This window comes from Streptomyces sp. NPDC055013, assembly GCF_053608645.1.
In genome coordinates, this window is record NZ_JBSGVW010000022.1 from 111,964 (window position 1) to 125,204 (window position 13,241).

Here is a 13,241-nt window from a genome sequence, read left to right on the forward strand (position 1 = left end):
GTGCGGGCGTCAGGCGCAGAGCACGCGCGTCTCCGGCGTGAAGACCGGGCCGCCGCTGGTGTTCGTCGCGTCGCTGAACTCGGCGTAGTAGTACGAGTAGAAGCCGATGTTGCCGTTGCAGCCCGAGTCGGCTGCGACCTGGAGGGTCAGCGTGACCGTGCGGCTCTGTCCGGGCGGGATGGTGGCGCCGTAGTTCTGGCCGAGGTTGCTGGGCCCGGTGCCGGCGCAGGGCGTGCTGCCGGCGGCCGTGGTGAGGGCGCAGCCCGTGAAGCTGTACTTCAGGTCGGGGCGCTGTGTGGTGAGCCAGGTCGGCTCGATCGTCTGGTAGACGAACAGGACGTCGTACGTCTTGTTGTTGGTCAGCGTCATCGAGAGTTGCACCGTGCCGCCGGGTGTCGTGGTGGCGGAATCGGCGGTGAACGTCAGGGCGGCCGGCGCGGGGTCGGCGCTCGCGCTGGGGGCCAGACCGAACACGGCGAGCAGGAGACCGAGGACGGCGGTGAGACCCAGGCGTCTCATACGTGGTGATCGCATGGCCCGGGAGGCTAGGCATCCGGCGCGCACGTCGTCTGCCCCTCAAAGGTCGTTCCTGTCGTCGATAGGCCGAATGTGTGTCTCATGTGATGAGCGTGCGACGGGCGTGTGAAGCCCCTGCTGGGGGTGCATTTGTGCACGGCAAGGGGCGGGAGGGGCCACCTGTGGGGAGCGGCGCGGTGCGCGTCGCCCGCGAGGTTCCTGATGTTGATATTGGCGTGATTCCGGATGTGCCGGGTGCCGTGACCTGTCGCCCGGTGCGGAGATTCTCGGGCATTCGTCGATTTCCGGCCTCGGCGGACACTGACGGTATGACCCGGACTCTCGTGGACCCGCACTCCGTCCCGGACGAACTGCGTCCCTACCTCCAGGAGGTCGTCCAGCGCACGCACGCCCTGTGCGGATCTGACCTGGTGAGCGTCATCGCCGTCGGCTCCGTCGCGCTCGGCGACTACCGGCACGGACGCAGCGACGTCGACGTGACGGTGGTCGTGGACGGCACCGCCCCCGACCGAGCCGTCCCCGAACTGGCCGCCGCACTCGCACACCCCGCCCTGCCCTGCCCCGCGGCGGGACTGGAGCTTGTGGTCTACGACCGGAACTTCACGGCCCGGCCCTCCGGCGAGGCCGGCTACCTGCTGGACATCAACACCGGACCGCTCCTGCCCGAACGGGCCGACGTCGACCCGTCGGAGTCGCCGGCGTTCTGGTACGTCATCGACCGTTCCGTCGCTCACCAAGCCGGGCGCGTGCTGTACGGCAGGCCGGCGCGGGAGGTGATCGCCGAGCCCGCACGCGCCGACGTGCTCATCGCACTCCGTGCCTCGGTCCGTGAGCACAGCAGCGGCGAAGGGCATCTCGCTGACAACCGGGTCCTCAACGGCTGCCGCTCCGTTCAGTTCTGCCGTACGGGCCGCTGGCAGGCCAAACGCCGGGCGGCGGAGGCGGTCGCGGCATCCGAGGAACGCTTCCGTCCGCTCCTGCGGGCCGCACTGCACAGCTACGAGCGCCCCTCCCGCACCGCCGCGACCGCGCTGCCCACCACCGACGTACACGTCTTCTTGGCCTGGGTGGCCGAACGCGTCGACGAGTCGGTCGACTCGGACCGGAGGGGGTAGCGGCGTCCACCCGGACCTCAGTCCGCCGGACGAGCAGGTCAGGCCCGGCCGTCCCAGGGGTACCCGGAGCGAGTCGGGACCCCTCCCGCGCGCTCGTCCCCAAGATCCCGCCATTTTCTCGGGACGACGAGCGATCAGACCGACCTGGCCGCCACCGCCGGCTGTGGCCACCTGAGTTCTGCTGACCGCATGCAGCGGCGATCCGGCGCCTGCCAAGCCGACCCGACGCCACCGCAGGCGGGATCGTCGGCGCCGGCCGGCGCTTCAGCCGTCCCGGACGCCTCCGCGTCCGCGGCGACATCGCACCTGACGCGGGACATACAGCGCGGTCTTCCTCACCACCGGCGCTGTCCAGGACGAGATCGACCGGCTTCGCGACCCGATTCCCTGCTACGGACTCAGCGACGCAGCCAAGCCTCCGCCTCCGCTTCGGGCGGGGGCCGAGGGCATGTGTACCGAGGGCGCCGACATCTTCAAGAGCGAGTGGGGGATCTTCCTGAGCAGCGTCAACCCCTCAGGGGCCCGCGGGCGCACCGCGGCCGGGCCGGTCGGCCTCACGGCAGCAAACGCTGTTCCTTCGCGACCGCCACCGCGCCTGCCCGGGTGTCGACGCCGAGCTTGTCGTAGATGCGGCGCAGGTGGGTCTTGACGGTGGCCTCGCTGATGAACAGGGCGCGGGCGATGTCGCGGTTGCCGATGCCCCGGGCGAGCTGGGTGAGGATGTCACGTTCGCGGTCGGTGAGGGTGGGGCGGGGCCGGCGGAGGTTGGCCATCACGCGGCCCGCGACCGGCGCGGACAGGGCGGGGCGGCCCTCGGCGGCGGCGTGGATCGCGGCGAAGAGTTCGTCGGGGCGCTCGGCCTTGAGCAGATAGCCGGTGGCGCCCGCCTCGATGGCGCGGGTGATGTCGGCGTCGGTGTCGTAGGTGGTCAGGACCAGGACGTGGGGGGAGGCGCCGGGCGTCGAGGTCAGGCGGCGGGTGGTTTCCACGCCGTCGATGCCCTCGCCCAGTTGCAGATCCATCAGCACCACGTCCGGCGCGAGTTTCGCGGCCAGTGCGAGCGCTTCCTCGCCGGTGCCGGCCTCCCCGACGACCTCGATGTCCGGGGCGCTGTCGAGCAGCGCGAGCAGTCCGGCCCGTACGACGGCGTGGTCGTCGCAGACCAGGATGCGTACGGCAGCTCGGTCGGGGGTCATCGGGGTGCCTCCAGGGGAACGGCCGCGGACAGGACGGTGCCCGCGCCGGGCGCGGAGTCGACGGTCAGGGTCCCGCCGAGCGCGCGCAGCCGGGCCCGCATGGCGGGGAGTCCGTGGCCGCGTCCGTCGGCGGGGGAGTCGGGCAGCGTCGCCGGGTCGAAGCCGTGGCCGTCGTCGGAGACGTCCAGGACGACCTCGTCGTCGAGGAGGGTCAGGGTGAGGGCGGCGCTGTCGGCCGAGGCGTGCTCGCGGACGTTGGCCAGGGCGCCCTGGGCGATGCGCAGCAGGGCGGACCGGACCCGGTCGGGCAGCTGAGGGAGGCGCTCGGCACCGTCGACGTGGACGCGTACGGTGAGGTCGGTCCCGGATTCCCGTCCGGCCAGGGTGCGCAGGGCCTGATCCAGACCGCCGCCGGCGAGATCGGCGGGGGCCAGGTCGTGTACGAAGCGCCGGGCCTCGGCGAGGTTGTGCGCGGTGACGGACGCGGCCGTGCGTACATGGGCGCGGGCCTTGTCCGGCTCGGTGTCCCACACCCGGTCCGCCGCCTGCAACAGCATTTGCTGGCTCGACAGACCCTGGGCGAGGGTGTCGTGGATCTCCATGGAGAGCCGCTGGCGCTCGGCGAGAGTGCCCTCGCGGCGTTCGGAGGCGGCGAGTTCGTGGCGGGTGCGGATCAGGTCGTCGATCAGGACGCGCTGGCGCGCGGTGTGCCGTTCCATCTGGAGGAAGACGGCGGTCGCGAGGGCTGCGACGGCGGGTGGCGCGAGGACCAGGTTCGGGTCGAAGCGGCCCGCGAGCTGCACCTGCGCGGCGACGACGAACACCGTCAGGACGGCCACGAGAACCAGGGCCGCGCGGGTCGGCAGCGTGCGCAGGCCGGTGTAGAAGAGCGGCACCGCGCACCAGGCGAAGCTGGGCGCCAGTACGACCAGGACCATCCACACCACGACGACCAGCGCCAGCCACGCCGAGTGCCGCCACGTGGGCCGGGGGCGCGTGTCGCCGGTCCTCGGCCCCAGCAGCTGCAGGACGGCGAGCACGACGCACAGGGAGATGATCCACGGCGTCCGCGGTTCGCCGGGATGACGCAGCACGAACCGGGCGAGCGCTCCGCCGAGCAGCAGGAAGAACGCCGCGTGCATCACGACGCCGAGCCACCGGGTGTCCACGGTGCTCGGTTCGTACGACCGGTTCGGCATCCGGGGTCCGCCTCCTCTCCTGCTCGCGCCCGCTGAACTGGGCAAACACCTCCATTGTGACCCGGTACCGGGACCCGGCAGGTCAACCGATCGGATGACCCCGGTGTCGTCCGTCGCGCTGCCCCCGGGCAGCCGGAACGTCGACGGTCCGGGCCCTGTTTCGGGCCGAGGGTGGAGAGCGGACGAAGCGGGGCGGCAACCGGGCCGCCCGCCCACCGAAGGAGTGGACCGACCCATGAACCCCGTGCACAAGAAGTTCTCCCGCCGCGCTCGCGTCGCCACCGGCGGTACCGTGCTCGCCGTCGTCGCCCTGGCGGGCTTCGGTGCCGTGTCCGCGAACGCCTCAGCGCCTGCCGCGGCGCCCGCGACGGTCACCTCGGCCAACGCCCCGGCCCGGGCCACCACCACCTCCACCCACCTGACGATCGACGCCGCCACCAAGGCGGCGCAGGTCGCGCTCGACGCCGCCGAGAAGGAGAACCAGCGCGTCACGGTCGCCGTCGTCGACCGCAACGGCAACTCCATCGTCACCCTGCGCGGCGACGGCGCCGGCCCGCAGTCCTACGAGTCCGCCGAGCGCAAGGCGTACACCGCGGTCTCCTGGAACGCCCCCACCTCCCAGCTGGCCGAGCGCCTGGAGCAGGCCCCGAACCTGAAGGACATCCCCGGCACCCTGTTCCTCGCGGGCGGCGTTCCCGTCACCGCGGGCAACGCGCCGATCGCCGGCATCGGCGTCGCGGGCGCTCCGTCCGGCGCGCTGGACGAGAAGTTCGCGCAGGCAGGGGCCAATTCGGTGACTCGCTGACATCCGGACCGCTTCACGTGCCGCTGCCGAGCACTCCGGCAGTGAACTTCGCCAACTGTTCGCGCAGTTCCTCGCGGGGCACCGCCTTCTGGCCGGCCAGGTATGCGACGAGGTCGGCCCTGGTGGCGGCGAGCAGCGCGTGGGCGGTGAAGTCGCTGCCGGACAGGCCGGGGACGCGCTCCAGTAGGTCGCGGAGCAGGGCGTGCCAGCGGTCGTAGTGGTCCGTGCTGTAGGGGCTGTCCGAGCCGGATGTCTCCAGGGCCTGTGCGAGATGCCGGTTGTCGAGCTTGAAGCACAGGACGGCGTCGAGCAGGGCCGGTACGCGCTCAACCGGCGGGGTGTCCGGGCCCAGCGGCGGAGGGCCCTCTTCCACGGCGACCCTCAGGGGCTCGAGTCGCGCGGTCACCAACGCGTGGATCAGGCCTGTGCGGTCGCCGAAGGCGCGGAAGAGGGTCCCCTTGCCGACGCCGGCCGCTGCCGCGATGTCGGCCATGGTGACCTCGTCGGGGCTCCGGCACTCGGCGAACAGGGTGTCGGCGGCCGTGAAGGCGGCCGCCCGGTTGCGGGCCGCGTCCTTGCGGGGCTTGCGTTCGGCCATGGGGCTCGGCATGGGGCTCCTCCGTTGCTCCTCCGCTTGCAATGCGGACCGGCGGTCCGTATCTTTCCCGGAGAAGCGGACCGCTGGTCCGTATCGTACGGGAGGACAAGCCCATGCCCGCAACCACCTCACCGGCAGATCTCTACCGTCACAGCCTGCGGCTGCTGCTGGACAAGGACATTCCCGCCTGGGTCGGCCTGTGGGCCGACGACGGCGTCATGGAGTTCCCCTTCGCGCCCCCGGACTGGCCGGAGCGGTTGGAGGGCCGGGAGGCCGTCGCCGCCTACATGCGCGACTACCCGGACCACATCGACCTCCACGGCTTCCCCGACCTGCGGATACACGAGACGACCGACGCCGGGACCTTCGTGGTCGAGATGCGCGGAGTGGGCCGTATGGTCGCGACCGGAGGTCCCTTCGACATGACCTACATCGCCGTCGTGACCGTCCAGGACGGGCGCTTCACCTCCTACCGCGACTACTGGAACCCCCTCGCGGTCCAGGCACCCGGCGCCGACTTCACCGGGAGCAGCGCCCGATGACCGTCCCCCGCACCACCCTGGTCATCGGCGCCACCGGCACCACGGGCAGCCGTACCGCCGCGCAGCTCGTCGCCGTCGGCCACCGCGTCAAGGCCGCGAGCCGTCGCGCCACCCCGTTGCCGGGCACGGAACCGGTCCGCTTCGACTGGTACGACCCCGCCGGCTTCGGCGACGCCCTCACCGGGGCCGACAGCGTCTACCTCGTGCCTCCGGTCGGCGATCCGGATCCGGTCGCGGTCATGCTGCCCTTCCTCCGGCAGGCCCGCGCCTGCGGTGTGGAGCGTGCCGTACTGCTGAGCTCCTCGGCCATCCCCGAGGGCGGCCCTGCAGTGGGCGCGGTGCACCGGGCCCTGCCCGGCCTGTTCGACGCGTGGGCGGTGCTGCGGCCCTCCTGGTTCATGCAGAACTTCACCGGCACCCACACCCACGCCGACAGCATCCGCGAGCACGGCGTCATCCGCACCGCCGCCGGGAGCGGCCGGGTCGGCTTCGTCGACGCCGAGGACATCGCCGCCGTCGCCGTACGGGCCCTGACCGACGACCGCGCCCCCGACACGGACCTGATCCTGACCGGGCCGGAGACACTCGGTCACGACGACATCGCCGCGATCGTCACCCAGGTCACCGGCCGCCCCGTCACCCACGACCGCCTGACCTACGATGACATGCGTGACCGTCTCGCCGCGGTGATCCCGCGGGAGTTCGCCACGATGCTCGCCGGCATGGACCGCGCCATCGCCCAGGGAGCGGAGGACCGGACCACCGACACCGTCCTGCGCCTGACCGGCCGCCCGCCGAACGGGTTCCGGGCGGTCGCGGAACGGGAGCTGACAGCGACGCAACCCTGAACCCTCCACAGCGCCCCCGTACCGCCCCGTCGCGCCGGTACGGTCACCCGCCCCGCGGGGAAGGATGACCCTCATGGCGAGCATCGTCGTACTGGGTGCCGCGCTCGGCGGCCTGCAGACCGCTCTGCTGTTGGCCGCGGACGGCCATCAGGTGACCGTGCTGGAACGCGACCCGCATCCCCCGCCGGCGGAGCCCGACGTGGCGTGGGCGCAGTGGCATCGCCCCGGCATCCCACAGCTGCGTCTCACTCACCTCCCGCTCGCCCGTTGGCTTCAACTGGCCGAGGCGCACCTGCCGGGCCTGGTCGGGCGGATGACGGCGGCGGGGGCCGTCCGCATGAACGCGCTTGCGCCCGAACCGGGCCTGCGCGGTGGACTGTCGGCCGCCGACGCCCGCTTCTACACGCTGGCCGCCCGGCGGTGTCTGCTCGAGTACGTCACCACGCGCGCGGCCGAGGCCGCCGGTGTCCGCATCGAGCGGGGCGTGGCGTGCCGGGGCCTGCGGAGCGGGCCGGGTGGCGGACGCGGCGTCGGCCGTTCCGCGCCCCACTCCCGCGTACCGCATGTCACCGGGGTGGAGACGAGCGCGGGACCACGGACCGCCGATCTCGTCGTGGACTGCACCGGGCGCCGTTCGCCGCTGCCCTCCTGGCTGCGTGACATCGGCGTGCCGGGCCCGGTCGAGGAAACGGGGCGGCGCGGGTTCACCTACCACTGCCGCTACTTCCGGTCGGCCGACGGCGCCCTGCCCGCGAGTACGTTCCCTCTGATCGAGGAGCACGGTTCCCTCGGCCTTCTCCGCATCCCGGCCGACCACGGCACCTACTCGCTCGGTCTCATCAGCCGCAGCGACGACCACGAACTGCGTCGGCTGCTGCGCCACGAACGCGCCTGGTCGGCGGCCGTGCGCCTGTTCCCCGGCGCGGAAGCCTGGCTGGAGGGCGGTTCCCTCACCGACGGGGTCCGGATCATGGCCGGGCTCACGGACCGCAAGCGGAACCTGTACGACGCCGAAGTCCCCCTCGTCACCGGGCTGGTGGCCGTCGGCGACGCGTGGGCGGTCACCGTGCCGAGCATCGGCCGCGGACTGGCGATGAGCCTCCAGCACAGTCTGATGCTGCGTGACGTCCTCCGGCAGAACGGCACCGGTGACCCGGTCGCCCTCGTCAACGCCTTCGGCCGAGCGACGCGCGAGGGTCTGGAGCCGGTGTACCGGCAGAGCACCTCCTACACCCGTCACCGCCTGGCCGAGATGGACGCACACACGACCGGCCACCACTACCGGCACCCCGACTGGGACCGGGCGAGGGCACTGACGCTGCTCGCCGGCCGCGATCCCGACACGCTGCGGGCGGAGCGGGCCGGGGCCCATCTCCTGCCGGGTGCGGGGGAGGAATTGAGCGCTCCGGCCTTGGTGGAGGCGGTTACGCGAGCCGTGGCGGAGGTCGAGCAGCGTATGCCACCAGGCCCCGCGCGGTCGGAGGTCCTCGACGCCATCAGCGTCTAGCACCAAGTGCCTGGGACTCGGTGCTTGGTGAAACATCGGCCCCTCACACACACCCCTCCGTACCCGTGTCATCGAGCGCGTACAACCCACTGACCCGCGCTCCACGCAACCGCTTCGCCTCGATCGCCTTCATCCCCGCGTGCAGGGCGGTCGTGCCATGGCGGTACGCGTCCTCGATCGGCTCGTAGTACGTGAGCGCGAAGTACGCGAACGGAGCCGGGCGTTCGGGGTCGATGCCGACGGCGCGCAGCCAAGTGGTGCTGCCCTGGTGGTAGTAGAGGCAGAAGCCGGTCATGCGGGAACCGTCGTGTGCGGCTACGACTCGGGCGTGTTCGCCCATGGCATCGGCCTGTCGTTTCAGCAGTCCCGTCATCGCGTCCGTGTCGTCACCGTGGCCGTGGGACCGCTGCAGCGCCGCCAGGAGCCGCCCGGCGTCCTCGTAGCAGTCCATGAGGTACACGCGACGTACATCGAGCCCCGCCGCTTCGAACGCGGCGCGTTCGTGACGTATGGCCACGCGGCGCTTGGACGGCAGGGCCGCAAGATAGTCGTCGAACCCGGCGCCGGGCAGCGGAATCGTCGCGTCGTCCTCCATGTGCTGCGGGGGCGTGCCGTACAGCGGCGCGAGCCGTCGCGTGGCGGACTCGGTCAGATAGGGCCACCAGTGCGAGGTCCCGTGCAGCCCGGCGTGCTCGCGTGCCGCATCGCGGAGCAGGGACAGGCAGTGGACCTCGACGTCGTCGGGGAGGTCCGGGTCGGTCAGCGGCGTGTTGTGGTAGCCGCGTCGGGCGCCCGCGATCACGCGAGGCCTCTGCGCGCCGGGCGGCAGATGCGTGGGCTCGTAGTAGGTGTTGGGCTCGCTGTGCACGAGATACAGAGGCGCGGCCGCGGCGAGGGTGCCGTCGTGGTCCCGGATCAGCACGTACGCGGCAGTCGCGGTCGGGTCGGTCTCCTCACCGGCGAGCCAGTCGTGTGACAGGTACACCCCTGCGTGCTCGGCGAGCCGGTCCCAGTCCGCCGCCGGCACGTCGTGGACGCTGCCGACGATCTCGGTCTTCACGTCTGTTTCCTTCCGCCCTGCGCGGCAGGGGACTTGAGGGCCGGGATCGCGGCAAGGGCCACGAGACACGCCACGCCCTGCACGGTCCAGGGCAGCAGGGCATCGGCGCCCAGGAGGCCGGTGAACAGGGCGGGGGCGACGATGTTGCCCGCGGACCAGGAGAGTTGGTACAGGCTCTGCCTGCTGCCGCGGGCGGCGCCCGGGGTGAGCGTGACGGACAGTTCGCTGACGGCCGGCGAGTAGAAGATCTCGGCCAGGCTGAACAGCACGATCGCCGTGACCAGGGCCGGCCATGCCGGCAGGTCGGCGTCGGGCAGCGCGGGCGCGGCGAACGCCATCATTGCGCACACCAGCAGGACGTGGCCGAGGGCCATGGTGTGCCGGGCCTGCCCCGGGGCGGCGTGTGCCGTCAGCGGGCTGGTGAGGGTGGAGACCATCGCGGTGTTCACCACGAGCAGGATGCTCGCGGACCAGGCGGGCAGACCGAGCGTCTCGGTGGCGTACACCGCGATGAGCACCGACAACATGGCCTGGGACAGGACGAAGGGGATGTTGCAGGTCACCAGGAGCAGGTAGCGGCGCATGTCGCCGGCGTCGGACCTGGTGCCTGCCGTCACCTTCTCCCTCGGCGGCTTCTCGGGGGCGCTCTGCGGCGGCGGACTCGTCGGAACACGGGCGAAGCAGAACGCCGCCAGCAGATACAGCGGCGCCGCCGCGACGACGAGCCACGTGAGGGCATCCGTGCCGAACAGGGCGAGCGTGCCTGCCGCCAGCAGCGCCCCGACACCGATGCCGATGTTGCGCAGGCTGCCGGTGAAGGCGAACCAGCCGCGCGTCTCCGCGGCCGGCGCCGCGTGCAGGATCAGCGTGCGCTGCGCCGTGTAATAGGAGTTGATGCCGGACTGCACCAGAAGGTAGGCGCAGGCGACCTGCCACGGCCGCTCGGCGAGGAGGAAGGAGAGGAAACCGGCCGCGCTGACGACATTGGCGATGACGGTGAGCCGTCCTGGCCCGCGCCGGTCCATGAACCGGCCGGCGGCGAAGACGACGGGCAGCGCGGCCAACTGGCCCACGGTGACGGCCGCCCCGACCGCGGCGAGGGGCAGCTCGCGCACGGTCGTGAAGTACAGCAGACCCAGCGGCAGGAGCATGCCGTTGCCGAGGGAGTCGATGAGGTTGCCGGTGATGAACCGGCCGTGTCCGCGTGTGGCGGGGATGCCGAGCACGCGACGCAGCCGGGACTCACGGGGCGTAGGGGGCGTACGGGGCGTGACGGTGCCGGTCATGGGGTGAGCAGGGCTCGGATCTTGCCCAGGATCTCCGGACGCGGCCAGCTCGCTGTCCGATGCAACTCCTCCAGTTGCTTGACGGTCTGTTCTTCGTCGCCTTCGGCGAGAGTGAAGACGACGATGTCGCCGTGACTGGTGTCGTCGATCACCAACTCGTGGGCGGTCACCAGATTCAGACGGCTCGTCAGCTCCGGCCGCGCCGACTCCGGCAGGCGCTCGTGGGAGAGGAACTCGATGGCCCATCCCGTACGTCGCACAGGGGCCGGGCTGTGGTCGCCGCGGGCCATGGCCGCCAGGGCGTCGAAGGTGTTCGTCGCGGAGGCCGCGCAGGACAGTGTGGTGGCGCCGCCGATACGGGGGTTGATCTCCAGGACCACGTACCGGGAACCGGTGTAGATCATGTCGATGTTGACGGAGCCCTGGACGCCGAGGTCCTCGCACAAGGCGACCAGCTTGGCCGCGACGGGTTCGAAAACGGCGTCGGCCTGCGGTCGGGGGCCGCACCAGCGCAGGTCGGCGAAGGTGAACACGGGCTCGGTGCCCGCCGTGCCGGTCCAGCACACGGGCAGCACCCGGTACTTGCCGGGTTCACCCACCACGTCCACCGAGCACAGCGCTCCCGCCACGCACTCCTCGATCACCGCGGACACCTCGGGCGGATCGGCGAGGTAGGCGTCGAGAGCGGCGGCGTCGGGCAGGGCCCTGATGCCCATGCTGGTGGAGTCCCACAACGGCTTGGACAGGAGGGGATAACCGACGCCGGCGGCCGATGCGCGCAGGGTGTCCGTGTAGGCGGGAAACGCGACGCCGCGCCCGGCGAGCAGGTCGGAGTCGACCTTGACCCCGCGCGGGGTGTCCAGGCCCGCGCGGGCGAGGAGTTGCTTGGTCTCCCACTTGTCGCACAGGGCGAGGGTCGACGGCAGCGGGGTCATGACCGTGGGGATGCCCCGGGCGTCGAGGAGTTCCTTGACGGTGGCGTCCCGCAGCGCGTTCTCGCACGGCAGGGAGATGGATACGGCTGCGTCCGCACCCCACTCGACGACCTCGCGGGCGAGTTCGGCGGGTGTGACGGCGGGATCGAGGCGGCGGCGCATGCCGGGGAAGTCCCCGTCGTCCGCCGTGCCGTGCGTGTGGAACAGGCAGCTCTCGATGCCCTGTCGGGCCAGGTCGCGGACGGTTCGCTGGATGTACGGATCGGCGCGTCGGATCTCCACGGATCGCACGAACGCGATCTTCCGGACGGGATTGCGCACGGGTCAGCTCACTTTCACCAGGGAGTCGGCGATCACTTGGCCGGCAAGGCGGCGGGCCTCGTCGACGGACGCGGCGCGCGCCACGACGTGCCCGACCCGGCCGGAACTGTCGGACGGTTCGGGCACCCGTTGTCCGGGACGAATGTCGATGTGGCTGTGGGTGCCGGGCAGGTCGGGGATGAGGACGTCCTCGACCACCCCGGCCCGGTCGGGCAGCAGAAAGCGCAGCGCGGCCGCCTCGTCGCGGGTCGGCGCGATGTGCGGCAGCCGCCCGGTGACGGCCTGCAGATAGGCGGCCGCTTCACTGACGCCGGTGGCGGCCTCGACGATCTCGCAGATGTTGTCGCCGGGCAGCCGGGCGCCGGTCTCGATGACGACCGGCCTGCCGCCGGGAGGGATCTTCACCTCGGTGTGGGCGATGCCGTTGCGCACGCCGACAGCGAGCGCCGCACGAGCGGCGGTGTCCTGGATCGCCCGTACCGTGCGCGGGTCGAGCCCGGCCGGGCAGGAGTGCCCGGTCTCCACGCGGTAGCTGCCCGCCGTGGTGTCCTTGCGGACCACGGGCAGCGGATAGGGCACTCCCTCGTGCACGACCGTGTCGGCGGAGAACTCCTCGCCGGGCACATAGCTCTGCAGCAACACGCGTGAGTCCAGCGGCAGACCGTGCGGCTCGGCGCGGGTGAACCGCCCGGCGGCGGCCACCGCGGCATCGAGGCCGTCCGGTCCCGCCACCACGCTCACACCCCAGGAGCCGCCCTGCTCGGCCGGCTTGACGACCAGCGGCCACCCCAGCCTGCCGGAGGCGGCGACAGCGTGGGCCTGCTCGGCGCCGGTGACCACCGCCTGCGCGGGGGCCGCCACGCCCCCGGCGCGGAACGCCTCGGCCATGGCGATCTTGTTGCGGGCGGCCTTGGCGCGCAGCGGATCGTTGCCCGGCAGCCCGAGGCGTGCGGCGAGCAGAGCGGCCAGCGGGGTCAGCAACTCCCAGCAGACCGCGACTCCCGCGATGCGCCGCTCCCGGCAGAACACCTCCATGTCGTCCAACGCGCCCTTGGTGTCGGCCAGTTTGGTCAGGCAGACCCCGGTGAGGCCGCGGGTCAGCCACGGTTCGTAGCCGGCGTGCACCCGCTCGTCGGTGGCCGCGTACAGCCGTATGCCCAAGCGGGCGGCGGCCTCCGCGAGGAAGCGTCCCGCATTGCCCATCGGCTCGATCACCATCACGCCGGTCACGCCCGGCTCGTCGCTGCTGTCCACGAACCCAGTGGATCGGTCACGGCGGCGCACCGTCCATC

At 72.0% G+C, this 13,241-nt stretch carries 13 protein-coding genes; 5 read left to right on the forward strand and 8 right to left on the reverse strand.

Features of this window, described 5'->3' with window-relative positions:
• Window positions 1-9: 9 nt before the first annotated feature.
• Entirely contained in the window at window positions 10-519 is a 510-nt protein-coding gene (locus ACWGDB_RS25450; RefSeq protein ID WP_383598101.1) for a COG1361 family protein, read from the reverse strand.
• 326 nt (window positions 520-845) lie between these two features.
• On the opposite strand from ACWGDB_RS25450, the gene ACWGDB_RS25455 reads away from it, so the two are divergent.
• Window positions 846-1,652, forward strand: a complete 807-nt coding sequence (locus ACWGDB_RS25455) for an aminoglycoside adenylyltransferase domain-containing protein (protein ID WP_453824525.1) — start codon at window positions 846-848, stop codon at window positions 1,650-1,652.
• A 554-nt stretch (window positions 1,653-2,206) separates the two neighbouring features.
• On the opposite strand, the gene ACWGDB_RS25460 is transcribed toward ACWGDB_RS25455, so the two are convergent.
• Both ACWGDB_RS25460 and ACWGDB_RS25465 read right to left on the reverse strand, forming a co-directional pair.
• Window positions 2,207-2,848, reverse strand: coding sequence for a response regulator (locus ACWGDB_RS25460; protein ID WP_453824526.1), 642 nt, complete (start codon window positions 2,846-2,848; stop codon window positions 2,207-2,209).
• On the reverse strand, window positions 2,845-4,047 hold the full coding sequence (locus ACWGDB_RS25465) for a sensor histidine kinase (RefSeq protein WP_453824527.1): 1,203 nt from the start codon (window positions 4,045-4,047) through the stop codon (window positions 2,845-2,847). Before ACWGDB_RS25465 ends, ACWGDB_RS25460 begins: the two co-directional genes overlap by 4 nt.
• A gap of 235 nt (window positions 4,048-4,282) precedes the next feature.
• Between ACWGDB_RS25465 and ACWGDB_RS25470 the strand changes: the two genes are divergently transcribed.
• Window positions 4,283-4,852, forward strand: coding sequence for a GlcG/HbpS family heme-binding protein (locus tag ACWGDB_RS25470; RefSeq protein ID WP_453824528.1), 570 nt, complete (start codon window positions 4,283-4,285; stop codon window positions 4,850-4,852).
• A 13-nt stretch (window positions 4,853-4,865) separates the two neighbouring features.
• Here ACWGDB_RS25470 and ACWGDB_RS25475 read toward each other — a convergent pair whose 3' ends face one another.
• The gene (locus tag ACWGDB_RS25475) at window positions 4,866-5,450 is read right to left on the reverse strand and encodes a TetR/AcrR family transcriptional regulator (protein ID WP_453824561.1); all 585 of its coding nucleotides are present in this window, start codon (window positions 5,448-5,450) and stop codon (window positions 4,866-4,868) included.
• Window positions 5,451-5,563: 113 nt separating this feature from the next.
• Here ACWGDB_RS25475 and ACWGDB_RS25480 point away from each other — a divergent pair, with 113 nt between their 5' ends.
• The 3 genes from ACWGDB_RS25480 (at window position 5,564) to ACWGDB_RS25490 (ending at window position 8,347) form a co-directional block, all read left to right on the forward strand.
• Window positions 5,564-5,992 carry a nuclear transport factor 2 family protein gene (locus tag ACWGDB_RS25480; RefSeq protein WP_453824529.1) on the forward strand — a complete coding sequence of 143 codons (429 nt, stop codon included), beginning with the start codon at window positions 5,564-5,566 and terminating at the stop codon, window positions 5,990-5,992.
• A complete protein-coding gene (locus tag ACWGDB_RS25485) occupies window positions 5,989-6,840 on the forward strand; it encodes an NmrA family NAD(P)-binding protein (protein ID WP_453824530.1) in 852 nt (283 codons plus the stop codon). The genes ACWGDB_RS25480 and ACWGDB_RS25485 overlap by 4 nt, the downstream gene beginning before the upstream one ends.
• A 73-nt stretch (window positions 6,841-6,913) precedes the next feature.
• Window positions 6,914-8,347 carry a hypothetical protein gene (locus tag ACWGDB_RS25490; RefSeq protein ID WP_453824531.1) on the forward strand — a complete coding sequence of 478 codons (1,434 nt, stop codon included), beginning with the start codon at window positions 6,914-6,916 and terminating at the stop codon, window positions 8,345-8,347.
• Window positions 8,348-8,390: 43 nt separating this feature from the next.
• On the opposite strand, the gene ACWGDB_RS25495 is transcribed toward ACWGDB_RS25490, so the two are convergent.
• Genes ACWGDB_RS25495 through ACWGDB_RS25510 form a run of 4 tightly spaced genes read right to left on the reverse strand, consistent with a single transcriptional unit; the run spans window position 8,391 to window position 13,203 of the window.
• Window positions 8,391-9,407, reverse strand: a complete 1,017-nt coding sequence (locus tag ACWGDB_RS25495; RefSeq protein WP_453824532.1) for a peptidogalycan biosysnthesis protein — start codon at window positions 9,405-9,407, stop codon at window positions 8,391-8,393.
• Window positions 9,404-10,693: an MFS transporter gene (locus ACWGDB_RS25500; protein WP_453824533.1), complete on the reverse strand. Its 1,290-nt coding sequence runs from the start codon at window positions 10,691-10,693 to the stop codon at window positions 9,404-9,406. The genes ACWGDB_RS25495 and ACWGDB_RS25500 overlap by 4 nt, the downstream gene beginning before the upstream one ends.
• Complete coding sequence (locus tag ACWGDB_RS25505; RefSeq protein WP_453824534.1) at window positions 10,690-11,949, reverse strand: ATP-grasp domain-containing protein; 1,260 nt, start codon at window positions 11,947-11,949, stop codon at window positions 10,690-10,692. Before ACWGDB_RS25505 ends, ACWGDB_RS25500 begins: the two co-directional genes overlap by 4 nt.
• 3 nt (window positions 11,950-11,952) lie before the next feature.
• The gene (locus ACWGDB_RS25510) at window positions 11,953-13,203 is read right to left on the reverse strand and encodes an ATP-grasp domain-containing protein (RefSeq protein WP_453824535.1); all 1,251 of its coding nucleotides are present in this window, start codon (window positions 13,201-13,203) and stop codon (window positions 11,953-11,955) included.
• Window positions 13,204-13,241 lie beyond the last annotated feature (38 nt).